This is a genomic window from Streptomyces sp. NPDC046862 (assembly GCF_040704615.1).
In the GTDB taxonomy this organism is placed as follows: domain Bacteria; phylum Actinomycetota; class Actinomycetes; order Streptomycetales; family Streptomycetaceae; genus Streptomyces.
Genome location: NZ_JBEYXP010000036.1, coordinates 36604 through 59567, shown reverse-complemented (window position 1 = coordinate 59567; position 22964 = coordinate 36604). Strand labels below are relative to the sequence as shown.

Sequence of the window (22964 nt, the reverse complement as noted above, 5' to 3'; positions counted from 1 at the left end):
CGACACGACCACCAGGAGAGTGCCACCATGCCGATGCTGCTGATCAAAGGCGCGTACAAGATCATAGGAGCGAGCCCCGACGGGGACTCCGTCCGCTTCTACCCCGACAACCCCGACGAGTGGGACCTCCTGCGTGGGCGGCGGGTACGACGCAACCGCAGCGGTGGCGCTCAGCTCCGGCTCGACGGCATCGACACCCTGGAAACCCACTACCGTCCGCCCCGCGGGCCCGAGTTGCACCAGCCGGCCCCGTTCGCCGGCCAGGCCGCGGACGAGCTGCTGTCCTGGCTGGGCTTCGAAGACGTGCGGCGCGACGCCCATGGCATCGTCACCAGCAGCAGCCCCGACTCCCGGCCCGGCTACATCCTCACCCGCAACGCGGACATCCACGGTCGCTGCGTCGCCCTCGCCGGCCGCGGCACCGACGCTCCGGGCTCCAGCGGCACGTTCCTCACCGTCACCCCTGCGCATCTCCGGGAGACGGCCAATCACCACCAGCTCGCCGTTGGCCTGGCCTATCCCACCTTCTACCGCAAGCTGTTCGTCGACCTGCGGCAGGAGATGACCGCGGCGACCCAGCAGGCAAGGCAGGCCGAAGCAGGCCTGTGGCCCAAGGACCAAACCCGCAGCGGAGCGAAGGTCGAGGGAATGTCCACCCTCACCGACACCGCCGTGCTGCTGCCCAAGCTGTTCCGCCGGCTGGCCGACTACCTCCAGCTCAACGACGGCGACCCCTCGCTGGAAGGCTTCCCCGCCTACCTAGAGCAGCGCGAGGACCGGCTGTTCGTCCTCTCCACCGGGCAGTGGACCGGCTTCGACACCATCGTCGAGGTCACCAACGGCAACACCGTACGGCTCAGCCATGACCCCGAGGACCTCGTCTTCGACGAGAAGTGACCAGCCGGACAGCCGGACGGCAGAGACGATTTCGGCGTTGCGGATACGCACAGGAGCGGTGCGATGAACTTGTTGCCGGTCGAGATCAAGGTCAACATCGAGAGCGACGTGGGGACGGCGCTCGCGGCTCTCAACGGGTCGCACGGGGGTGCGACAACGACGCGTCACATCTGGTTCGCCGAAGACCGGGACGGCGTCGCCGAGGGTCGGGTTCCTCTCCTGGACGGCGGCGTGATCGTGCGGTTCAGGACCGGGGGCGGCCCGGACGACCTGACCGTCAAGTTGCGTCCGTGCACACCGGATCAGTTGGTCGGCCGGTTCTCCGCCCCGTTCGACGTGGAACCCTTCACGTACAAGATCGAGCACGACTGGTCGGGCGAGCGCCGTGTACTGGCCGCCTCTCTGACGCACGGTCACCCACCGGGGACGCTGTTGGACGCGGTCGCGCCAGGGGCCGATCCCGCTGCGCCCATCGACGCGGTGCAGGACCAGTTCCTGCATGTCTGCACGCCCGCCGTACGGCTCGATGGGCTCCTCGCCCTCGGGCCGATCCTCTCGACGAAAGTCGACGACGTTCCGCTCGACGACCTGAAGGTGGACCTGGAGGCATGGTCGGTCGCCGGTCTGGAATTCCTGGAGGCCTCGATCCGGGTGAAACCCAAGGACGAGGACGACGCCGAGAAGCTCACGGCGCGGGCCGAGCGCAAGCAGCGAAAGCTGGAGGAAGCCGTGAGGGAGCGCGGAGTGGCAGTCTCCGAGCACCCCGAGAACAAAACCCGACGCGTCCTCACGGCCTTGGCGGAAGCCGGGCGGAACTGATCGAGGACTGCGACGGTGCCCCCCCCGAGCCAGGAGCGGTGGGCTACGTGTCAGGCGGACCGCAGATCGTCATCAGCGCCCTCCACGACGTGGTCGGAACGCAGGGGACCCTCATGGTGACCTGCGGCTGGAACGATGCGCCCCCTATGACTTCGTCACCTGGCCACAGGCCTGGCAGAACGCCTTGCGCGCGGAACAGCCCGCTCACGACCCCGACCTCAGCGAGGCAGACCACAACAACGGCCACGCGGCAGCGCGGTGGTGATGGCCTCGGCGGACGGTGTCGTCGTCAACCCCATGGCGCCGGAGCAGCGAGCTCCGGCGCCGTCGGATGGTGTTCCTACGGGCGGCGGGTGGCGCGCACGACGACATCGTGGAGGGGGACCGCTCGGCCGCCGGGGCCCGTCAGGGTGCGGAGTTGCTCGTCGGCGGTGACGATGTCCCACTCCGTGCCGTCCAGGCGCGCGGTGACGGCCGCGGAGGTGGCCGACGCCTCGGCAGGAGGGTGGTGCCCGTGGCCGGTGGAGGCCTGGTTGTGCAGGTGCGCCACGATGAGCAGCGTGCCGCCGGGAGCCACCCATCCGGATATGCGGTCGTAGAACTCCAGTTGAGGCATCGCCGGGTGGGCATAGCAGGTCATGACCAGGTCGAACCGCACGTCCGGCGTCCAGGCGCCCAGATCCGCCTCCATCCACTGCAAGCGCTCGGGTGTCCTGGTCGCCGCCGCGCGCTCGGCCGCGCGAGCCAGGGCCTCGGGCGAGATGTCGGCCGCGGTGACGTGCCAGCCGTGGGACGCGAGCCAGATCGCCTCGGCACCGGCGCCGCACCCCGCGTCCAGTGCCGTACCCGGTGTCAGACCACTGGTCTCACGAGCGACGTAGGGGTTCGGCGGGTTGCCGCCCATGGATCCCGGCCCCTCGTCCGGCCCCTGTTGCCAATGCCGCTCCCAGAAGTCCTTGTCGAATCCGTGCTTCACAGGTCACCTTCCTCGTTCCTGACGATCTCTCCGCCGGGGCTCGGCGGGCGTGTTCCTCGGTGCGTTCTTCACGGTGCCGAGCGAGAAGGCAGATGAGTAAACGTTGTTGCCGAATGGCAAAATGGAGGGGTGGATGAAGCCATCGACCGCACACTTGACGCCGTCGGACCGAGGTTGAAACGCCTTCGGCTGCATCGAGAGGTCACGCTCGCCGACCTCGCGAAGGAGACCGGCATCTCCGTCAGCACCCTCTCCCGGCTGGAGGCCGGCCTGCGACGTCCCACGCTCGAGCAGCTGCTTCCGCTTGCTCGCGCCTACGGGGTCACGCTCGACGAGCTCGTCGACGCGCCGCCGACCGGCGACCCCCGCATCAATCTGCGTCCCATCCCCCGCGGCGACGGCTCGGTCATCCTGCCGCTGACCCGCAGGCCCGGAGGAATCCAGGCCTACAAGTTCATCCTCCCCACCGGAAGCGACGACGCCGAACCCGACTTGCGCACCCACGAGGGCTACGACTGGGCCTACGTCCTCAACGGAACGCTCCGCCTTGTACTCGGGGAGCACGACCTCATCCTCAGGCCCGGGGAGGCCGCGGAGTTCGACACGCGCACCCCGCACTGGTTCGGGGCCACCAGTGCGGGCCCCGTCGAATTCCTCAGCCTCATCGGGAAACAGGGTGAACGCGCGCACGTTCGTGCCGCACCACGGCGGGGCCCGGACGAGTAACGGCCCGACGGACCGACGCCCCCCATTCGACGACCCCCATTCGACGCCCCCCATTCGAGGACGGCCGACTGGGGCGAGCTGGGCCGCCATGCCGCAGACGGGGCGCGCCGGACCGGGTACGTGGACGAGATCGGCGAACTGCGAGGCGTGGCCCGTTCATTGCTGGACGGCCCGCGTCTAGGCGGCGACTTCGTCCGTGCGCAACGAGATCCGGTACACCGCATGGGTTGTTGACAGCCTCGTCTCATAACCTCCTGCATGAAGACGTCAGATGCCCTGTGCATCCACACCGAGGAGGCGATGGTGCTCGAAAGGAGCACGCGGTTGCTCGCCGGCGCCGTGATCGTGGCCTGCATGGTGCTCGTCGGCCCCAGTGCACCAAGCGGTTCCCTCTCCGTCAGGTCGCTGCCCGACGAAGCTGTCAGGGATGTCGTACCGAACCGGGTCATGACGTGGAACATCTGCAACCCCTGCGACGAAAGCAACGTCGACCGGGCAGCGGAGATCGCCACGTACGCGCCCCAGGTCATCGGCCTGCAAGAAGCGTGCGTGCGCGACGTCGAGGGGATCCGGGACCATCTGGAGAACCTCTACGGGCTGGTTTACCACGTCGAGTACGGAACAGTTCTCCGGAGTTGGGGCCGGTGCGGGGGGACGCCGTGGAGTCCGGGAGCCTACGGTCAGGCGGTCCTCTCGGCGGCACCGATGACAGACCTCGTCACCGTGGAATACCCCGACGGCGGATCCGAAGACCGTGGATACATGGCAGTCACCACCACTGTGGGCGACCGGCCCGTCCGCGTCTTCAACACACACCTCGCCGAACGACGTCAAGAGGCAGTCCGAGCAGACCAGGCCGGCGTACTCGCCGCAGAAGTCGCCCGGCACGACCGCGCGATCGTTCTCGGCGACTTCAACGCCGTGCCGGACGCCCCCGAACTCACCGGGATATGGGCACTGGCCACGGACACGGACCCCGAGTGCCGTCCCACGCCGACCGGCACCTGTCAGCCGACCACCGACTGGCAGAGCAAGTTCGACTACATCTTCCTGCGGGGCATCGTCCCGCTCGACCACCAGGTGCACCCCACCCCGTACTCGGACCACCATCCGCTGCACGCCGACCTGGACCCGGCCTGAGCCAGCATCCTGGCCGACTCGGCTGGTCGTAACGCCCGAAGAGTTCCCTTCGCGCACTCCGTGCAGCACCGGTGAAAACCCTGTGGAAACGGTGTCGGTGGGGCCGTTTATGCTGCACCGGAAGATCACACGGGGACCACGGGAGGGCGCGGCATGTTCGGCAAGCTGTTCGGCAGGGGTGCGGAGAGACCGGCGGCGGATTCGCACGTCCTTCCCGCCCCGCGTCGGCAAAGAGGCGGGACATACGCGCTGCGCGCGTTGGGGGACACGCGGGTGCTCGCGCTGGTCGAGGCGGCCGACGCGGGTGACTGGGCGGCGGTCAAGGCGGCTTTGGCCCCCTTCGACCTCGGCCGCGAGCAGGCGGTCCTGGGGCAACTGGCCGTTGTGGACGGTGTGGAGGAGTGGATCGTCCGGGCCGCCGAGGAGGACAAGGGCGACCAGGAGCTCCGGGCGACCGCCCTGCTGATCTCAGGTGCGCGCCATGTCAACTGGGGCTGGGAGGCACGCACGTCCGCCCGTGCCGTGGACGTCAGCCGCGAGCAGTGGCAGATCTTCTACGAGCGGCTGCGCATCGCCGAGGAGCACCTGCTCGAGGCCGCCGAGCTGCGGCCCGACTCGGTCACACCGTGGCGCCATCTGCTCACCTCCGGACGCGGCATGTCTGTCGACGACAGCGTCCAGGAGGCCCGGCTCGCGGCGGGCCTGCGCCGTGATCCGCTGAACCTGGACCTCCACCTCGAGTGGGTGTCGCACCTGCAGCCCCGCTGGGGCGGAGAGCCGGGCCAGGCGCTGGAGTTCGCCCAGAAGGCCTTCGCCGCCGCGCCCGACGGGCACCGGCTCGGCTGTGTCGTCGCCATGGCACGTATCGAGGAGTGGGTGGAGTCCGACGACCGCAACTGCCTGCAGCACCCGCGGATCCGGACCGAGTTGAGGGAGGCCGCGGAGCGCAGCATCCTGCACCACGCGTATGAACGCCACCTGGGCTGGCAGGGCGACTACAACATGTTCGCCATGGCCCTCTCGCTGGCGGGCAGCAGCAAGGCCTCGAATGTCTTCCGCGAGCTGGACGGTGCGTTCACCGAGTGGCCGTGGACCTTCATACCGGATCCGCAGAAGGCGTACGCGCGCTTCCGCAAGGCCTTCTGAGCCGCCGACCACACCGCCGCCCGTCCCCGGCCGGTCCCGCGCGGACCACCGCCCGCCCCCGCCGTTCCCTTCACCCCGGACTGACCCATGCCCCTGCGTCCCAACGCCGCCGACCACGCCACCACCGACCGCACCTTCCAGGTCGACCTCCGCGGCCTGGTGGACCTTCTCTCCCACCACCTCTACTCCAGCCCCCGCGTCTACCTGCGCGAACTCCTGCAGAACGCGGTCGACGCCCTCACCGCACGGCACGCCATCGAGCCCGACGGCAGCTTCGGTATCCGCCTGTACGCCGACGGCTCGGTCGTGCGTGTCGAGGACGACGGCGTCGGTCTCACCGAGGCCGACGTGCACACCTTCCTCGCCACGATCGGCCGCAGCAGCAAGCGCGCCGAGGGAATCGCCGAGCAACGCGGCGACTTCATCGGCCAGTTCGGCATCGGCCTGCTCTCCTGCTTCCTGGTCGCGGACGAGATCCATGTCCTGAGCCGCTCCGCACGTACCCCCGACGCACCCGCCGTGGAATGGCGGGGACGCGGCGACGGCAGCTACACCATCCGCACGCTGCCCGCCTCCGCCCGCCCCCGGCCCGGCACCACCGTCACGCTGACGCCGCGCGCCGACGCGGGCGAGTGGACCCGCCCGGCGCAGGTGCACGGGCTGGCCCGGCACTTCGGCTCCCTGCTGCGCCACCCGGTGACCTTCGACGACGGCACAGGCGGCCCGGGCGGCCCTGGCGCGTACGTCAACCCCGAGCCCGCACCCTGGGCGCGCACGTACCCCACGCCGGGAGCCCGTTCCCGTGCGCTGGCCGCGTACGGCGAGGAGGTCTTCGGGTTCACGCCGCTGGACACCATCGAGCTGTACCTGCCGGCCGTGGGCCTGAAGGGCATCGCGTGCGTGCTGCCCGAGGCGGTGCCGGCCGGTCGCCGCCACGGCCACCGCGTGCACGTCAAGGGCATGCTGTTGTCGGAGCAGGCCGAGGAGATCCTGCCCGAGTGGGCGTTCTTCGTCCGCTGCGTCGTCGACGCCGAGAGCCTGCGCCCGACGGCGTCCCGCGAGTCCCTGTACGAGGACGACACCCTCGCCGCCGTCCGCGACGCCCTCGCCGAGCGGCTGCGCGCGTGGATCGCCCGGGCCGCCGCCAGCGACCCCGACCTGCTCGCCCGTTTCCTCCAGGCCCACCACCTGGCCGTGAAGTCGCTCGCGGTGCACGACGACGAGATCCTGCGGATGCTGCTGCCCTGGCTGCCGTTCGAGACCACCGACGGGCACTGCACCCTCGACGAGTTCGCCCGCACTCACCGGACCGTGCTCGTGACGTCGAGTGTGGAGGAGTTCCGGCAGGTCGCGGCGATCGCCTCGGCCGCCGGGCTCGGCGTCGTCAACGGTGGCTACACCTACGACCGTGAACTGGTCCACCGGCTGCCCGAGATCAGGCTCGAGGTCGCTGTCGCCGACCTCGACCCGGCGACCCTCACCGCCCACCTCGACCCCGTCGACCGGGAGACGGAACTGGCCGCCGCGGCCTACCTCGCCCGGGCCCGCGACGCCCTCGCCGTCTTCGACTGCGACGTCGCGCTGCGCACCTTCCAGCCCGCCTCCGCCCCCGCCCTCCTCGTCGACAGCCGCGAGGCCCGGCACGAGCGCACGCGCTCCCAGCTCGCCCGTGAGCAGGAGGGCGGACTGTGGGGCGACATCCTGGGCGCCCTGCGCCAGGAGGCACCGCGGGCCCAGCTGATCCTCAACCAGCTCAACCCGCTGGTGCGTACCGCCGTCACCATCGACGAGCCCGAGCTGGCCCGCACCAGCGCCGAAGCCCTCTACGGGCAGGCCGCGATGCTGTCCCGGCGCCCGCTCAGGCCCGCCGAATCGAGCCTCATCAACCGCTCCTTCCTCGACCTTCTCGCCCACGCCCTCCGCAAGGACAGCTGACGATGCCGACCGCCCCCCAGACCACCGACGAGCTGTACCAGGCGCTCCAGGAGAACGACCGGCGCCCCTACGGCCGCACCCGCACCGTGACCGCCGAGGAACTCGTCGACGCCGCCGAGCAGTTCGAGGAGCCCGTCCCGCTCATCCACGCGCTCCTCGAACTCCAGGAGGCGTACACCTACGGCTCCGAACCCCGTAAGTCGCCCGTCGTCTTCGCCCGCCTCCTCACCCTCTTCGACGAGCAGCCCGACGTCTTCGACGAGCGCCTGCGCCACATGCTGTTCTGGCGGTTCAAGTGGGTGGCCCACGCCCTGCGCCAGCTGCCCGAGATACCGCTGGCCAGCCTGCGCCAGTGGCTGACGGAGATGCGTGACCGGTATGAGAAGGCCGGCCTGGGCCTCCAGCCCTACTACGGACAGGCGTACCAGCTCGCCACCCACGTCGGCGAGGACACCACCCCCGCCTACGAGTTGTGGGCGGGCCGCACCCGCACCCGGCTCAGCGACTGCGAGGCCTGCGAGATCTGCGAGCGCGCTCTGTACCACCTCGCGGCGGGCGACGACGAGCGGGCGCTGGACGCCTGGGAGCCCGTCCTGGCCGGGAAGGAATCCTGCCAGGAGGAGCCCGCCCGGTCCGTCTCGCACGCGCTGTTGCCCCTGCTGCGCACCGGCCGCACCGACCGGGCCCGCGCCTTGCACCTCACCGGCTACCGCAGCTGCCGCCGGAACCCCTCGATGTCCGGCGAGGTCGGCCGGCACCTGGAGTTCTGCGCGCTGACCGGCAACGAGGCACGCGGCCTGGAACTGCTCGCCGAGAACCGGAACCTGTTCGAGGAGGTGGACTCGCCGCTGAACCTGTTCGACTTCCTCACCGGCGTGGAGGTCCTCCTCCAGCGCGTCGAGACCCTCGGCCACGGCGAACTGCCCGCGGCGGGGTACGCGGGCCGCGCCTGGACGGTGGCCGGCCTGCGCGCCGAGGTGCGGGGCCGCGCCGACGACCTCGCCGCCCGCTTCGACGCCCGCAACGGAACCGCGGCCCACAGCGACCGCCGCAGAGCTCGCCTGGACCGTGCCCCGCTCCTGGACGCGCTGGAACTGACCCTGCGCACCCGCGGCCTCGACGACGTGACTCCGGCCGCCCCGGTTGCCGCGCCGGCCGCTCGTACGGCCGCCGCCGTCCCGGACTCTCTGCCCGAACTCATTGTCCGTGCAAGGACGTTGGAGGAGCAGGGTCACCCGGACGCACAGGCCTGCTGGGCACGGCTGCGCACACTGGTCGCCGCCCGCGACTACACCCACCCCGACGACCCGGCCGTGGGCCCGCTCGTCCGGCTGCGCGCGGACCTGCTGGCCGACGAGGCGGGCCGGGCGGGTGAGAAGGACGAGTTCGCCGTCGCCTCCGCCCTCCACGAGGAGGCGGCGGGCCTGTACGAAGACGCCGGAGCGCCGGGTCACGCGGCGCTCGCCCGCGCCTGCGCCCTGCTCGCCACGGCCGAGATGCCCACGGAGGAGGCCGCGGAGGACGCCGACGCAGCCGGGGCGAAGGCCGCCGCGCTGACCGCCGCCCACGCGTCCATGGTCCGCCTGCACGAGGAGACGCCCGGCCTCGCCCCGTACCAGGAGGCCCGGCTGCTGCGGCTGCGGGCGACCGCGCTCGGCCTGCGCCTGCAGACATCGGGGAGCGAGGACCACGTCGCACCGGTCTTCGCCGAGGTGGACCTGCTGCACGAGTTCGCCACCCGGCACGACGTCGTCGGGCAGATCTCCGGCGGCCTGCTGCTGCGGGCCAGCACGTACGCCATCTCCGGCGACCTGCCGGCCGCGGTCACCGAGATCGACGCCCTCCTCGACCGGCTGAAGGCGCACGGCCCCGCCTGGCACCTGCCCCGCACGCTGGGTCTGCGTGGCCGGCTCCAGCTCGGCCTCCGGGACGCGCAGGCCGCGCACGCGGACCTCACCGAGGGACTGCGACAGGCCGCCGACTGGCCGGCCGGCACGGTCGGCACCACTCGCCTCCACGGTGATCTGGCCGAGGCCTGCATGCACCTGGGCCGCCCCGACGAGGCACTGCGGCACCTGACGCGCGCCGCGGAACTGGACCTTCGCCACGGCAGCCGGACGGACGCGTTCTGCGCCTACAGCAACGCGGCCCAGCTCAGCCTCGACCTGGGCCGCGTCGAGGACTGCATCGCTCTGCTCGACTCCCTGCTGGCCGAACCCGACGTCGCCGCCGGAGAGCTGGACGACCGGCTCGTCGCCCAGCTGCGCCTGACCCGCGCCCGCGCGCTGCAGGCCGGGGAGGACCTCAAGGCCGCCACAGCGGAGTTCGTCGCCCTCGCGGCCGAGTCGGCCGGCTGGGACGACGACCCGGGAAGCCATGCCATGATCGCCGCGGAGACGGCCGTACTCCTCGGCGAGTCCGGCGAGTTCGGCCGGGCCCGCGAGGCCGCGGACCAGGCACTCGTAGCGCATGCCCGGGCCCCGCGCTACGAGCAGCTCAGCAACTGCCTGCGCGAACTCGCCCGCCTCCAGGCCCAGCAGCAGGGCCCCGACGGCCTGGCCGACTCCCTCGCCCTCCTCGCCGATGCCGGCCGGGTCGCCGAGGAGGCCCGCGCCGCCGGGTACGAGGTCCGCGGCCGCTCCCTGGACACCGCCCTGGCCTACGAACACGGGCGGGTCAACGCCTACGCCGGCGAGTACGAGGACGCACTGGCCGCCCTGGAGAAGGCCCTCGCTCTGCTCGGCGAGCCGGGACCGGACGACGACCACGCCGGCGAGTGGGCCGAGTGCGTCCGCCTCGCGGGTGCCGTGGAGGGCATCTACCTGGAACGCCCCGCCCCCGCCCTCACCCGCCTCGACGCGGCGGTCTCCCGCCTGACCGCTCTGGGCCACACCGAGGAGACCGAGCCGCTGACCTCCTTGGCGGCCCGGCTGCGCGACGAGGAGTGACGCGGCGGCCGCGGTGCCGGGGCAACGGCCCGCCCCGGCACCCGGACACCGGACGGACAGCGTCCGTACGCGCGACCGCCGTCCTGCGGGACAGCCGACACGCCGGAGCCGGCGCGGTCCAGGTCGGCGGAACTGTTCGCCGCCGGCGACGGTCCTGTGAGCAATCCAATCCCGGTTCGTCGCACTCGTGCTCATTCGCCCATGTAGACAGGTGGTGTACCGACACGTTCACGTGAAAGAGCATCGTTCCCATGAACCTGGCCACGCGCCGCCGCCGAACGGCGTTGTTCCTCTTCTTCCTCATACCCGGTTTGTCGATTTCCTCGTGGGTGACCCGAACGCCCGACATCCGAGACCAACTCGACCTCTCGACCGCACAGATGGGGATCGTGCTGTTCGGGCTGTCCGTCGGCTCCATGATCGGGATTCTCAGTTCCGGAACGCTCGTGGCCAGGTTCGGTACCCGTCCCGTCATGGGCGTCGCAACGCTGCTGGTCATTCTCAGCGTGGTGGTCATCGGCGGCGGGACGACACTCACTTCCGCCCCTACGGTCACTGCCGGGCTGTTCCTCTTCGGTGCCGGAATGGGCGGCGGAGAGGTCGCGGTCAACATCGACGGCGCCGACGTCGAGCAGATCACCGGACGGTCGGTACTGCCGACACTCCATGGCTTCTTCAGCCTGGGCACCGTCATAGGAGCCGCGATCGGCATCCTGTGCACCGCTGTCTCGTGGCCGGCGCAGTGGCACCTGACCGCCATTGCCGCCGTAACGGCAGCCATGTTCGCCTATGCGTTCCGCGCCATCCCCAGCGGAGTGGGCAAAACCCGTGACGACGGCGTGCGGTCGGACGCCACCACGGCGTCGGCCCGGACAAAGGTCTGGAAGGACCAGCGGCTGCTGCTGATCGGCGGCGTCATCCTGGCCATGGCTCTGGCCGAGGGTTCCGCGAACGACTGGCTGCCGCTGCTCATGGTCGACGGACACGGCATGGACCCCGCCCTGGGGTCACTCGTCTATACCGGCTTTGCCGCCGCCATGACCATCGGCCGTTTCGGCGGCGGACTCCTCATCAACCGTCTCGGCCGCTCCCCCGTCGTCCGAGCCAGCGCCATCAGCGCGACCCTCGGAATCGCCATCGTCGTCTTCGCCGATTCCAGCGCTCTGGCCGGCGCCGCCGTCCTCTTCTGGGGCCTGGGAGCATCGCTCGGTTTCCCGGTCGCCCTCTCGGCGGCGGGTGACTCCGGTCCGAACTCAGCCGCGCGTGTCAGCCTGGTGGCGATGATCGGCTACATCGCATTCCTCGTCGGGCCCCCATGTCTCGGCTTCCTCGGCGACCATTACGGCCTTCGCGTCGCCATGATCGTCGTCCTCGCCTTCACCGCCGTGGCGATAGTCCTCGCTCCTGCGGTCGGCGCTCGCTCCGCCACGGCCTCATCGACACCCGACTCGGCAGTCCAGCACTGAACAGCGTCCTTGGTGCCGCCCCGGCACAGATGCACAGGCTGAGCCAGTCCCGTCGCCCGAACCGAGTACCTCAGTACCCGACGACGTCCGTTTAGCCGTGTCCGGCGACCTCTTGTCCGGCGAGCGTGCCGGTCACGGAACACACGCCAGTGGCTTCTCGCCCTCGTCGAGCAGCCTGGCGGCGAACCACCAGGAGTCCGCCCCCTGATCGGGGGACGTCGCGGCGAGCCCGTTCTCGGCACTCACCAGGGTGGGGTGGGTCATGCTCATCAAATCTCCGAGTCGGCCGCGGGCACGGGCCGCGCCGCCCCGATGGGCCCGGTGCGGTCTGTCGGGGTCGTCAGGTCATGAGGGCCTTGACGAGCTGTGAGCCGACGGGGGTGTGGGTCGCGCGGATGAGGCCGCGGCGGGCGTGGTAGCCGAGTCGGTTGGCGGGCATGAAGAAGTGCTGCATGCGCAGGGCTTCCTTCTGGTGGCGGGCGACGAGCGGGCGCAGCTTCTGTTCCCAGGCACCGAGGGCAGCGGACAGGCCGTCGTGTTCGGTGAGCAGCCGGGCCAGCAGTTCGGAGCCGGCGATCCCCATGCCGGAGCCCTGGCCGGAATGGAGCGTCATGCACCAGGCGGAGTCGCCCAACAGGAGCACCCGGCCCTGGCTCCAGCGGTTGAGGTGGATCTGGCTGACCTGGTCGAACACGACGGACTGGGAGCGCTCCATCGCGTCGAGCATGGCGGGCACGACCTTCCCGCCGAAGCCGGCGAACGCCTCGCGCAGAGCGTTGGCGGGCTCTTTGCGGATCTCGGCTGCGGGCCAGGGCGTGCGGTAGAGGAGGAAGGCGACCGGGGGATGGTCACGGTAGCTGTTGATCCAACGCCCGCCGGCCTGCAGACCTCGAAGACGATCGTGGCGGTCAACAAGGACGCCGAGGCCCCGATCTTCGACCCGGTCGACCACGGCGTCGTCGGCGACCGGTTCGACGTCGTCCCCCAGCTCACCGAGGAGATCAGCACCCGCAGGGGCCGACCCCGCCCAGGCGCTTCAAGGCTCGTCGCGCGGCCGTCGGCCGGGCCCCCGGAAGGCCGCGCGCCCCCGCATGAAACCGTGGAGCCGTCCCCCGCTCAGCGCACCACCGTACGGAGCCCTCGCCATGCACGGTCACCCCGACCCGTACGTCCGTGTCCGAGGTGCCCGCGAGCACAACCTCCAGGGCGTGGACGTCGACATTCCGCGCGACGTGCTGGCGGTGTTCACCGGCGTGTCCGGCTCCGGCAAGTCGTCGCTGGCGTTCGGCACGATCTACGCCGAGGCGCAGCGCCGCTACTTCGAGTCGGTGGCGCCGTACGCCCGCCGCCTCATCCACCAGGTCGGCGCCCCCGAGGTCGCCGAGATCACCGGTCTGCCGCCCGCTGTCTCGCTGCAGCAGCGGCGCGCCACGCCCACGTCCCGCTCGTCGGTCGGGACGGTCACGAACCTGTCCAACTCCCTGCGGATGCTCTTCTCCCGCGCGGGCGACTACCCGCCCGGCGCGGGACGTCTCGACTCGGACGCCTTCTCCCCGAACACGGCGGCCGGCGCGTGCCCGGAGTGCCACGGACTCGGCCGGGTGCACCATACGACCGAGGAGTCACTGGTCCCGGACGCGTCACTGTCCATCCGCGAGGGCGCCATCGCGGCGTGGCCCGGTGCGTGGCAGGGCAAGAACCTGCGCGACATTCTCGACGCGCTCGGGTACGACGTGGACCGGCCCTGGCGCGAGCTGCCCGCCGAACAGCGGGAGTGGATCCTGTTCACGGACGAACAGCCGGTCGTGACGGTGCATTCGGTGCGGGAGGCCCATCGCATCCAACGGCCCTACCAGGGCACGTACACGAGTGCCCGCCGGTATGTGATGAAGACGTTCTCGGACACCAAGAGCCCGGCGCTGCGGGCGAAGGCGGAACGCTTTCTGGAGAGCGCGCCCTGTCCGGCGTGCGGCGGGAGCAGGCTGCGGCCCGAGGCGCTGGCGGTGACCTTCGCGGGCCGCACGATCGCCGAGCTGGCCGCGCTGCCGCTGGCGGAGCTGGCCGGCCTTCCGGCGGGCGGCTCCCGGACGGCACGTGTCCTCACCGACGACCTCAGGTCCCGTGTCGAGCCGGTCCTCGAACTGGGTCTCGGCTATCTCAGCCTGGACCGTGCGACGCCCACCCTGTCGGCGGGGGAGCTGCAACGGCTGCGGCTTGCCACGCAGTTGCGGTCCGGGCTGTTCGGCGTGGTGTACGTCCTCGACGAGCCGTCCGCGGGACTGCACCCGGCGGACACGGAGGCCCTGCTCACCGTGCTGGACCGGTTGAAGACCGCGGGCAACTCGGTGTTCGTGGTGGAGCACCACCTCGACGTGATGCGCGGCGCGGACTGGCTCGTGGACGTGGGGCCGCTCGCCGGCGAGCACGGCGGGAAGGTGCTGTACAGCGGGCCGGTGGCGGGGCTGGGCGCGGTCGCGGAGTCGGCGACGGCCCGCTTCCTGTTCGACCGCTCCCCCGCGCCGGCCCGCCGCGTCCGTTCCTCTCAGGGGCAGTTGAAGGTCGGACCGGTGATCCGGCACAACCTGCGCGGTGTGAGGGCAGAGTTCCCGCTGGGCGTCCTGACCGCGGTCACCGGGGTGTCGGGATCGGGGAAGTCCACGCTGATCGGTGAGATCAGCGAGGACCTCGCGGGCGTGGGGCGGCTGGTGTCGGTCGACCAGAAGCCCATCGGCCGCACCCCGCGCTCGAACCTGGCGACGTACACCGGCCTCTTCGACGTCGTGCGCAAGGTGTTCGCGGCCACCGACGGGGCGCGCGAGCGCGGTTACGGCGCCGGGCGGTTCTCCTTCAACGTGGCCGGCGGGCGCTGCGAGACGTGCCAGGGCGAGGGCTTTGTGAGCGTGGAGCTGCTGTTCCTGCCGAGCACGTACGCGCCCTGCCCGGAGTGCGGGGGCTCCCGCTACAACCCTCCGACTCTGGAGGTGACCTACCGGGGGCGCAGCATCGCGCAGGTGCTGGACCTGACGGTCGAGGGGGCGGCGGAGTTCTTCGCGGACATCCCGACTGCCGCCCGCGGTCTCGGCACCCTGCTCGACGTGGGCCTCGGCTACTTGCGCCTCGGCCAGCCCGCGACCGAGCTGTCCGGCGGCGAGGCCCAGCGCATCAAACTCGCCGGCGAACTGCGGCACGGGCGCCGCGGCCACACTCTGTACGTCCTCGACGAGCCCACGACCGGCCTCCACCCGGCCGACGTGGAGGTGCTGATGCGCCAGCTGCACGGTCTCGTCGACGCCGGGCACACCGTGGTGGTCGTCGAGCACGACATGGCTGTGGTCGCGGGCGCCGACTGGGTGATCGACATGGGACCGGGCGGCGGCGCCGCGGGCGGGCGGATCGTGGCGGCGGGGACACCGGCCGAGGTGGCGCGGACGGAGGGGAGCGCGACCGGACCGTACCTGGCCCGGATGATCGCGCCGAGCAGCTCGAACTGAGGCACATGCGGTGACCGGCGCTCATGGCCTCCGCAGCACCCGCTCCCCCACCGCCCGCCAACCTCAACGCGTGCCGGCTCGGTGCTGACTGATCTGCGTCCGGCCAGCGGCCGAGTCGCCGTCACACCGCTCCGTGTCCTCAGCCGCGCCGTACCGCACCGAGCTGGGCCCGGTGCAGGCCGGGGGCGGTGAACCGCTGCGCCACCGTGCGCAGGACGCGGGCCATCGCCTGGGCGGGCGGGGTGGCGGGTCGGGCCGTGGCGCGGGCGAGGAGGATACGGCGGGTGGGGGCCGGTACGTCGGAGGCGAAGGGCAGGAGACGTACGTCGCTGCGACGGCTGGTGAGGGCCAGGCGGGGGGCGAGGGCGATGCCGAGCCCGGCGGCGACCATCGCCTGTGCCTCCTGGTAGTCGTGTGAGGAGTAGGCGATGTGCGGCTCGAAGCCCGCCTGGCGACAGCTTCGGCGCAGGACGTCGGCGACGGGGTGGTTGTCGGCGCGGATGATCCACTCCTGGTCGGCGAGGTCACCGAGGCGCACGGAGGGATGGGTGCGCAGGGGTGAGTCGGCGGGGACGACCAGCACCGTGGGGTCGTCCAGGAGGTGGGTGAGGGAGAGCGCCGGATCGTCGAGGCGGTTCCACTCGTAGTCCCAGAGCAGCCCTTGCTCCACCTCGCCGGTGTGCAGCATTTCCCGGAGCTCGGCGAGGACCCCGGCGCGTACCTCGATGCGGATGCCGGTGTGACGACGTCGGAAGCGGGTGAGCGCGAGCGGCAACAGGGACGCGCTGGCCGTGGGGAAGGAACCCAGCCGCAAAGTGCCCTGGTCGAGGGCCGTGAAAGAGTCCAAGTCGGCTTGCGCTGCGCGCAGTTCACGGCGGATCGCCTGACCTCGCCCGGCCAGCGCGGCACCCGCCGGGGTGGGGCGGATCCCGCGTGGCAGCCGCTCGATCAGGGGCTGTCCGGCCTCCTGCTCCAGCAAGGACATCTGCTGGGAGGCGGCGGACGTGGTCATGCCCAGCGCCTCCGCCGCGGCGGTGAGCGAACCGCGTTCGGTGGCCTCGGTGAGCAGCAGCAGCCGGCGCACGTTCAGCATGCCTGCGACTTTAGCTGAGCTAAACCCATGTGAAGCGAACTGCGATTGTCCCGAAGTCACGCCTCTGCGAAGGTCTCCGCAATCGCCGAGCGGTTCACCGGCCAACAATGCGCCCGCAACCACCGCATCGGCCCTTCCCTCCCTCTCGTTGATCAAGGAAGAGCTCAGACGTGCACACTCCCGCGACCCTGGTGCGTGGCGGCACCAGCAAGTGCTGGCTGTTCAACCAGGTCGACGTCCCCGCCGGCCGCGGCGAACTGGAGAAGCTGCTGGTCTCCGCGTACGGCGCCACCGATCCCGTGGAACTGGACGGCGTGGGCGGGGCGACCCCCACCACCTCGAAGGCGGCGGTCGTCAGCGCCTCCCCCGAACCCGGCGTCGACGTCGACTATCTCTTCGCCCAGGTAGGCATCGGCACGGGCTCGGTCGAGTGGACGAGCAACTGCGGCAACTGCGCCACGGGGGTCGCGCTGTACGCGGTCGCAAAGGGCATGGTGGCGATCACCGGTGACCGGACTCGTGTGGTGATGCGCAACACCAACACCGGCGCGGTCCTCGAAGGGCTCGTGGACACCACCGGTGGCGTCGTACACCACTTCGGCCGCCAGACCGTACCCGGCACTCGTGCCGGCGGGGTCGCCGTCGGCCTCACCTTCCGTGATCCGGCCGGCGGCACCACCGGTTTACTGCTCCCCACCGGGCAGGCGGCGCAGGACCTGCCGGTCGCTGCCGCCGAGCCGGTACGGGTGAGCATGATGGACGCCGGAGCACCCGTCGTCCTCATCGACGCCCTCGGCGCCGGCCGCACCGGCGCCGAGCCGCTGGAGCGGATGGGCACGGACGTGCCCTGGTTGCGCGCTGTGCGTCATACCGCCGCACCGCTGATGGGGCTGCTCAAGCCCGGCGAGGAACCGGGCGACGCGGTGCCCAAGGTGGGCCTGGTGGGCCCGCCGGTGCCGTACACCACCACCCTCGGGGAGCAGATCGCAGCCGGGGACTACGACATCTCGGTGCGCATGCTCAGCATGAACGCCCCGCACCCCGCGATCGGCCTGACCTCCGCCGTCGCCGTCGCGGCAGCCGGGCTCGTCGAGGGCTCCGTGGTCTGCCGGACCGCGGGCGGCCCGACCGAGGAATGGCTGCGTCTCGGCACACCCGCCGGCATCGTCGCGGTCCGCTGCACCGACGTAGGGGACGGACTGCCGCGGCGGGTCACCGTCCAACGCGCGGCACGGCTGCTCGCCGACGCCCGTATCTACGTCCCGGAAACGAGCCGCATCCACGTCCCGGGAACAGGCCGCACCCAAGCCGCCTGACCGGGACGAACATCACCTCGGTCGGCCGGTCCCCCAGCCGTCCGCACCGGGACACCCTCGCGCCCTCGCGGCGCGCCCCTCCCTCATCGCACCAAGGACAAAGATGTCTGCTGAAGTGATCTCCATAGGCGCGCTGCTGGTGATGTTCGTGGTCGGCACGGTGTTGCCGATCAACCTGGGCATCCTCGCCTTCGTCGCCACCTTCGCCGTCGGCACCGCCTCGCTCGGCCTCACCGAGGACGAGATCTTCGAGGGGTTCCCGGCGAAGCTCTTCGTCACCATCGTCGGGGTCACCTACCTGTTCTCCGTCGCCCGCCGCAACGGCACCATCGACTGGCTCGTCGCGGCCGGGGTACGGCTGGTGCGCGGCAAAGTCGCGCTCATCCCCTGGGTGTTGTTCCTGGTGGCCGCCCTGCTGACGGCGTTCGGCACCTTCACTCCTGCCGCGGTCGCGATCCTCGCACCGATCGGCATGAACTTCGCCTACCGCTACAAGCTCAACCCGCTGGTCGTGGGCATGATGGTGATCAGCGGCGGACACGCGGGCGCGTTCTCCCCGCTCGCCGTGTCCGGTGCACTGGTGCTCGGCCTGGTCGACAAGACCGAACTGCACGTCTCCGCGGTGACTCTGTTCAGTGCCAGCTTCCTGATCAACCTGGTGCTCTCGGCACTCACCTACGTACTGCTCGCCAAGCGCCCCGTCCCGCTGGCCGAGGGTTCCGAGGAAGCGGCCGAGGACGACCTCGCCGTGTCCGGCAGGCCCGACTGGCGCCAATGGCTCACCCTCGCCTGCCTTGTGGCGCTCGTGGTCGGCGCTCTCGGCTTCCATCTGGAGATCGGCTTCCTGGCCCTTGCGGCCGGTGCGCTGCTGGCCCTGGTGGACATGAAGCGGCAGGAGAAGGCCGTGGACGGCGTCAGCTGGTCCACCCTGCTGCTGGTCGCGGGCATGATGACCTACATCGCCATGCTGGAGAAGGCCGGCATCATCGAGAACATCTCCGAGCACGCGGCGGGCCTGGGCGCACCGGTCGCCGTCGCCCTGCTGCTGTGCTTCACCGTGGCCATCACGTCCGCCTTCGCCTCCTCCACCGCGATCCTCACCGCGATCATCCCGATCGCCGTACCACTGCTGCTCTCCAGCCACCTCAGCGCCGCCGGGCTGATCGCCGCTCTCGCCGTCTCCACGACGATCGTGGACACCTCGCCCTTCTCCACCAACGGCGCACTCGTCCTCAGTAACGCCCGCGGGGTGGACCCCCGCCGCTTCTACCGCCAGGTCATCGGCTACACCGGCGGAATCGTCGCCCTCGGCCCTGTCGTCGCCTGAGGCGCGCTGGTCCTGCCCTGGTCATAGGGAATGAATCCATTGATTTAACAGTTGCCTATTTTTTGACACCTGTCTAATCTCTGGGTCATGCAGGATCGACAAGCCCGCCGCGTGCTCCGCTCCCGCGCCGCCCTCATGGAAGCCGCGGTCCGCCTGGTCTCCGAGCGCGGCACCACCGCCCTCCCCGTCATCGACCTCTCCGATGCCGCGGATGTCAGCCGCCAGCTCGTGTACATCCAGTTCGGGGACCGCGACGCGCTCCTCGTGGCGGCCGCGACCGACCTGGTGGAGCGGGAGCTCATCACCGCCGAGGCGGGGGACGACAGCTCCTCGCCCCACGAGCGCCTGCTGGCCATGGCCCGGCACTTCGCCCGGCACCGGCCCTTCTACCGCGCGATGCTCACCGGGTCCTGCGCCTTCCCGATGACCCGCGCGCTGAACAGGCTGTTCAGCTCACTGATCACCGCGTCGGGCCTGCGGGAACAGTTCGGCGACCTCGACGAGACCACGGCCAAGGACCTGAAGGCCCTGTTCACCGGCGGGACCGGCGCGATCGTCAACGACTGGGTGATCGAAGGGGAGGACCCTCTGGTCCCCGAAGAACTGGCGGACCGCCTGCTGCGCCTCACCTCGGCGCTCACCCACAACCGCCCCACGCCGGCTCCCCCACCAGGAGGGCACCCCTGATGAACCTCGGCAGCCACATCGTCCAGCGCGCCCTGCGCCTTCCTCCACCCGTCACCAGGAACCTGACCGTCGAACGCGACCTGCGCGTGCCGATGCGCGACGGGGCCGTCCTGCTGGCCGACCGCTGGATCCCGAAGTCCGGCGGCGACGGCCTGCCGACCGCACTCGTCCGCATTCCCTACGGCCGGGCCGGCCTGGTCGGCAACCAGATGGCCAGGCCACTGGCGGAGCGTGGCTTCCAGGTCCTCGTCCAGAGCACCCGCGGCACCTTCGGCTCCGACGGCCCCTTCGACCCGCTCCGACGCGAACGGGAGGACGGTCTCGACACCCTCGACTGGGTGATCGAACAGCCCTGGTTCGGCGATTCGATGATCCTCTACGGCCCCAGCTACCTCGGCTTCGTCCAGTGGGCCGTCGCCGACTCCGCGCCACCCCAGGTGAAGGCCATGATCCCGGTCGTCTCCGAGTCGGCCCTCACCCTGGAGTTCCTCCGCGCGGACGGCTTCTCCCTGGAGACGCCGTTCGGCTGGGCCGTCCAAGTCGCGCGGCAGGAAAGGAAGTTCGCGATGCCCCGCGCGATGCTGGGCGCGAAGAAGGTCCGGCGCGCCCTGCACACGCTGCCCCTGAACCAGGCCGACACCGCCGCCATGGGATACCGCTACGACTACGTCCAGAACATCCTCGAGCACGACGACACCACGCCGTTCTGGAAGGGCCTCGACCATCGCCACCGGGTCGCCGACATCGACGTGCCCGTGAGCAGTGTCGGCGGTTGGTACGACATCTTCCTGCCCGGCCAGCTCCGCGACCACCGCGTCCTCCAGGAGGCCGGCCGCACACCCCTGCGCCTCACCGTCGGCCCGTGGGGACACACCTCGATGGGTGTGGGTCCTGCGGCCTTCGGCGAGGCTCTCGACTTCGGGCTCGCCCTGTGCCGAGGCGAACAGCCCGCGGAGCGTGCGCCGGTGCGCCTGTACGTCATGGGCCAGGAGAAGTGGCGCGACTTCCCCTCCTGGCCACCGCCGGGATACGAGCCCCGGCGCCTCCACCTCCAGCCGGACGGCGGCCTCTCCCCCGACACACCGCCCACCGACTCACCCCCCGACACCTACCGCTACGACCCCACCGACCCCACCCCCGCCGTCGGCGGCGTCCGCATGGCTTTCGGCGTCAAGACCGGCCGCGTCGACAACACCGCCCTCGAAGCCCGCCCTGACGTCCTGACGTATACAACTCCCGTACTGGACGAGGACGTCGAGGTCATCGGCGAGGTCATCGCGGAGATCTTTGTCCGCTCCAGCATCCCCCACGCCGACGTCTTCGTCCGCCTCTGCGACGTCGACGACTCAGGCCGCTCCACCAACATCTGCGACGGCCTCACCCGCCTCACCCACGCCGACCACACCACCCGCGCCACCGTCCAACTGTGGCCGACCGCCTACCGCTTCAAACGCGGCCACCGCATCCGCGTCCAGATATCCAGCGGCGCCTTCCCCCGCTACAACCGCAACCCCGGCACCGGCGAACCACGCGCCACCGCCACCACCCTCCGAGCAGCGGACCAGCACATCCTCCACGACCTCGCACACCCCTCCGCCATCATCCTGCCGACGCGATAGGGGCCGCAGGGCTCCCTGCCGTGGGAGGGAGCGTCAACGGCAAGTGTTCGATCTCGGCATGCCCAGCTTCAGCCAGATCGCGACACGGATCAGTACGGCACGAGGGCCATCAGGTTTACCCAATTGACCAAACTCAGGAGCAGTCGGTGGACGTCAGCTACTTCGGTGCCCTCGGGCACGTTCCGCTGCGCGTGGCCCTGCTCCTGGCCGCAGTGGGGGGCATCCTGCTCACCGCGCTGGCGGGCAGCGCGCGGATCATGCAGTTGCGCGCGACCGCCCGCAAGCACCGCCGGGCTGACCACAGAGCTGTGAAGGCCGGGGCCAAGGACTCGTCGAAGGCCCGGCGGTAGCCCGGACTACCGGGAGCCCGCCACAGGCTGCCGCTTGTAGAAGGACTCCTCCAAGTAGGCGGCCTCGTGCGGCTGGTAGGGCTCCTCCAAGTAGGCGGCCTCGTCTTCGTCGAGTTCGACGTCCACCGCGGCGACCGCGTCGGCCAGCTGGGCCGGCTTGGTGACCCCGACGATGGGCGAGGTCACCGCCGGGTTGCGCATGACCCAGGCCAGGGCGACCTGGGCCGGGGACAGACCCCGCTTGCCCGCGATCTCGTGGACGCGCTCGGCCACCGACTGGTCCTCGTCGCGGTAGAGGATCTTGCCGCCCGCGTCGGTCTCGGCACGCGCCGTGGCGGTGTCCCGGGCCCGCGTCAGCCTGCCCCGCGCCAGCGGGCTCCACGGGATCACGCCGATGCCCTGGTCGGCGCAGAGCGGGATCATCTCCCGCTCTGCTTCCCGGTGGATGAGGTTGTAGTGGTCCTGCATCGACACGAACCGGGTCCAGCCGTGGAGGTCAGCCAGGTACAGGGCCTTGGCGAACTGCCAGGCGTACATGGAGGAGGCTCCGATGTAGCGGACCTTCCCGGACTTGACCGCGTCGTGCAGCGCCTCGAGGGTTTCCTCGATCGGGGTGTCGTAGTCCCAGCGGTGGATCTGGTACAGGTCGATGTAGTCGGTCCCCAGTCGCTTCAGGGAGGCGTCGAGCTCGGCGAAGATCGCCTTGCGGGACAGCCCGGCGCCGTTCGGGCCGGGACGCATCCGCATCCAGACCTTGGTGGAGAGAACGACCTCCTCGCGCCGGGTGAAGTCCTTGACCGCCTGGCCGACGATCTCCTCGCTGCTTCCGGCGCTGTACCCATTGGCCGTGTCGAGGAAGTTGACGCCACCATCGAGGGCCTGCTTGATGATGTCCCGGCTGGCATCCGCGCCGAGCGACCAGGGCTCGCCGCCCCGGTCCGGCTCGCCGAAGCTCATACAGCCGAGGGTGATGGCGGAGACTTCCAGTCCGGTCGTTCCGAGTTTGATGTATCGCATGCTTCCGAACC

At 70.8% G+C, this 22964-nt stretch carries 18 protein-coding genes and 2 pseudogenes; 16 read left to right on the top strand and 4 right to left on the bottom strand.

Annotated elements, in window-relative coordinates:
• The first annotated feature begins 27 nt into the window (after window positions 1-27).
• The 3 genes and pseudogenes from AB0959_RS33235 to AB0959_RS33225 all read left to right on the top strand — a co-directional run.
• Window positions 28-897, top strand: a complete 870-nt coding sequence (locus AB0959_RS33235; RefSeq protein ID WP_366830411.1) for a nuclease — start codon at window positions 28-30, stop codon at window positions 895-897.
• A gap of 63 nt (window positions 898-960) precedes the next feature.
• A complete protein-coding gene (locus AB0959_RS33230; RefSeq protein ID WP_366830410.1) occupies window positions 961-1716 on the top strand; it encodes a hypothetical protein in 756 nt (251 codons plus the stop codon).
• A 35-nt stretch (window positions 1717-1751) separates the two neighbouring features.
• Window positions 1752-1960, top strand: a pseudogene (locus AB0959_RS33225) (AAC(3) family N-acetyltransferase); the annotation flags it as partial.
• A gap of 96 nt (window positions 1961-2056) precedes the next feature.
• On the opposite strand, the gene AB0959_RS33220 reads toward AB0959_RS33225, so the two are convergent.
• Window positions 2057-2692 carry a class I SAM-dependent methyltransferase gene (locus tag AB0959_RS33220; protein ID WP_366830409.1) on the bottom strand — a complete coding sequence of 212 codons (636 nt, stop codon included), beginning with the start codon at window positions 2690-2692 and terminating at the stop codon, window positions 2057-2059.
• A gap of 129 nt (window positions 2693-2821) precedes the next feature.
• Between AB0959_RS33220 and AB0959_RS33215 the strand changes: the two genes are divergently transcribed.
• The 6 genes from AB0959_RS33215 (at window position 2822) to AB0959_RS33190 (ending at window position 12053) form a co-directional block, all read left to right on the top strand.
• On the top strand, window positions 2822-3418 hold the full coding sequence (locus tag AB0959_RS33215) for an XRE family transcriptional regulator (protein ID WP_366830408.1): 597 nt from the start codon (window positions 2822-2824) through the stop codon (window positions 3416-3418).
• Window positions 3419-3676: 258 nt separating this feature from the next.
• A complete protein-coding gene (locus AB0959_RS33210; RefSeq protein ID WP_366830407.1) occupies window positions 3677-4558 on the top strand; it encodes an endonuclease/exonuclease/phosphatase family protein in 882 nt (293 codons plus the stop codon).
• Between the two features lie 153 nt (window positions 4559-4711).
• Complete coding sequence (locus tag AB0959_RS33205; protein WP_366830406.1) at window positions 4712-5704, top strand: hypothetical protein; 993 nt, start codon at window positions 4712-4714, stop codon at window positions 5702-5704.
• Window positions 5705-5791: 87 nt separating this feature from the next.
• Window positions 5792-7639: an HSP90 family protein gene (locus tag AB0959_RS33200; RefSeq protein WP_366830405.1), complete on the top strand. Its 1848-nt coding sequence runs from the start codon at window positions 5792-5794 to the stop codon at window positions 7637-7639.
• A 2-nt stretch (window positions 7640-7641) separates the two neighbouring features.
• Window positions 7642-10587 (top strand): hypothetical protein, encoded by a 2946-nt coding sequence (locus tag AB0959_RS33195; RefSeq protein WP_366830404.1) that lies wholly within the window; start codon window positions 7642-7644, stop codon window positions 10585-10587.
• A gap of 251 nt (window positions 10588-10838) precedes the next feature.
• Window positions 10839-12053: an MFS transporter gene (locus AB0959_RS33190; RefSeq protein WP_366830403.1), complete on the top strand. Its 1215-nt coding sequence runs from the start codon at window positions 10839-10841 to the stop codon at window positions 12051-12053.
• Between the two features lie 132 nt (window positions 12054-12185).
• Here AB0959_RS33190 and AB0959_RS33185 read toward each other — a convergent pair whose 3' ends face one another.
• Window positions 12186-12323 (bottom strand): hypothetical protein, encoded by a 138-nt coding sequence (locus tag AB0959_RS33185; protein ID WP_366830402.1) that lies wholly within the window; start codon window positions 12321-12323, stop codon window positions 12186-12188.
• A gap of 604 nt (window positions 12324-12927) precedes the next feature.
• Here AB0959_RS33185 and AB0959_RS33180 point away from each other — a divergent pair.
• Both AB0959_RS33180 and AB0959_RS33175 read left to right on the top strand, forming a co-directional pair.
• Window positions 12928-13071, top strand: a pseudogene (locus AB0959_RS33180) (electron transfer flavoprotein subunit alpha/FixB family protein); the annotation flags it as partial.
• A gap of 127 nt (window positions 13072-13198) precedes the next feature.
• On the top strand, window positions 13199-15544 hold the full coding sequence (locus tag AB0959_RS33175) for an excinuclease ABC subunit UvrA (RefSeq protein WP_366830401.1): 2346 nt from the start codon (window positions 13199-13201) through the stop codon (window positions 15542-15544).
• Between the two features lie 139 nt (window positions 15545-15683).
• On the opposite strand, the gene AB0959_RS33170 is transcribed toward AB0959_RS33175, so the two are convergent.
• On the bottom strand, window positions 15684-16637 hold the full coding sequence (locus AB0959_RS33170) for a LysR family transcriptional regulator (RefSeq protein ID WP_366830400.1): 954 nt from the start codon (window positions 16635-16637) through the stop codon (window positions 15684-15686).
• Window positions 16638-16807: 170 nt separating this feature from the next.
• On the opposite strand from AB0959_RS33170, the gene AB0959_RS33165 reads away from it, so the two are divergent.
• The 5 genes from AB0959_RS33165 to AB0959_RS33145 all read left to right on the top strand — a co-directional run bounded on the left by AB0959_RS33165 (window position 16808) and on the right by AB0959_RS33145 (window position 21936).
• Entirely contained in the window at window positions 16808-17953 is a 1146-nt protein-coding gene (locus tag AB0959_RS33165; RefSeq protein WP_366830399.1) for a PrpF domain-containing protein, read from the top strand.
• Window positions 17954-18056: 103 nt separating this feature from the next.
• Entirely contained in the window at window positions 18057-19280 is a 1224-nt protein-coding gene (locus tag AB0959_RS33160; RefSeq protein WP_366830398.1) for an SLC13 family permease, read from the top strand.
• An 87-nt stretch (window positions 19281-19367) separates the two neighbouring features.
• Window positions 19368-19967: a TetR/AcrR family transcriptional regulator gene (locus AB0959_RS33155; protein WP_366830397.1), complete on the top strand. Its 600-nt coding sequence runs from the start codon at window positions 19368-19370 to the stop codon at window positions 19965-19967.
• Window positions 19967-21586, top strand: a complete 1620-nt coding sequence (locus AB0959_RS33150) for a CocE/NonD family hydrolase (RefSeq protein WP_366830396.1) — start codon at window positions 19967-19969, stop codon at window positions 21584-21586. Before AB0959_RS33155 ends, AB0959_RS33150 begins: the two co-directional genes overlap by 1 nt.
• 146 nt (window positions 21587-21732) lie before the next feature.
• Window positions 21733-21936 carry a lipopolysaccharide assembly protein LapA domain-containing protein gene (locus AB0959_RS33145; RefSeq protein ID WP_366830395.1) on the top strand — a complete coding sequence of 68 codons (204 nt, stop codon included), beginning with the start codon at window positions 21733-21735 and terminating at the stop codon, window positions 21934-21936.
• 6 nt (window positions 21937-21942) lie between these two features.
• Here AB0959_RS33145 and AB0959_RS33140 read toward each other — a convergent pair whose 3' ends face one another.
• The gene (locus AB0959_RS33140; RefSeq protein WP_366830394.1) at window positions 21943-22953 is read right to left on the bottom strand and encodes an aldo/keto reductase; all 1011 of its coding nucleotides are present in this window, start codon (window positions 22951-22953) and stop codon (window positions 21943-21945) included.
• Window positions 22954-22964: the final 11 nt, after the last annotated feature.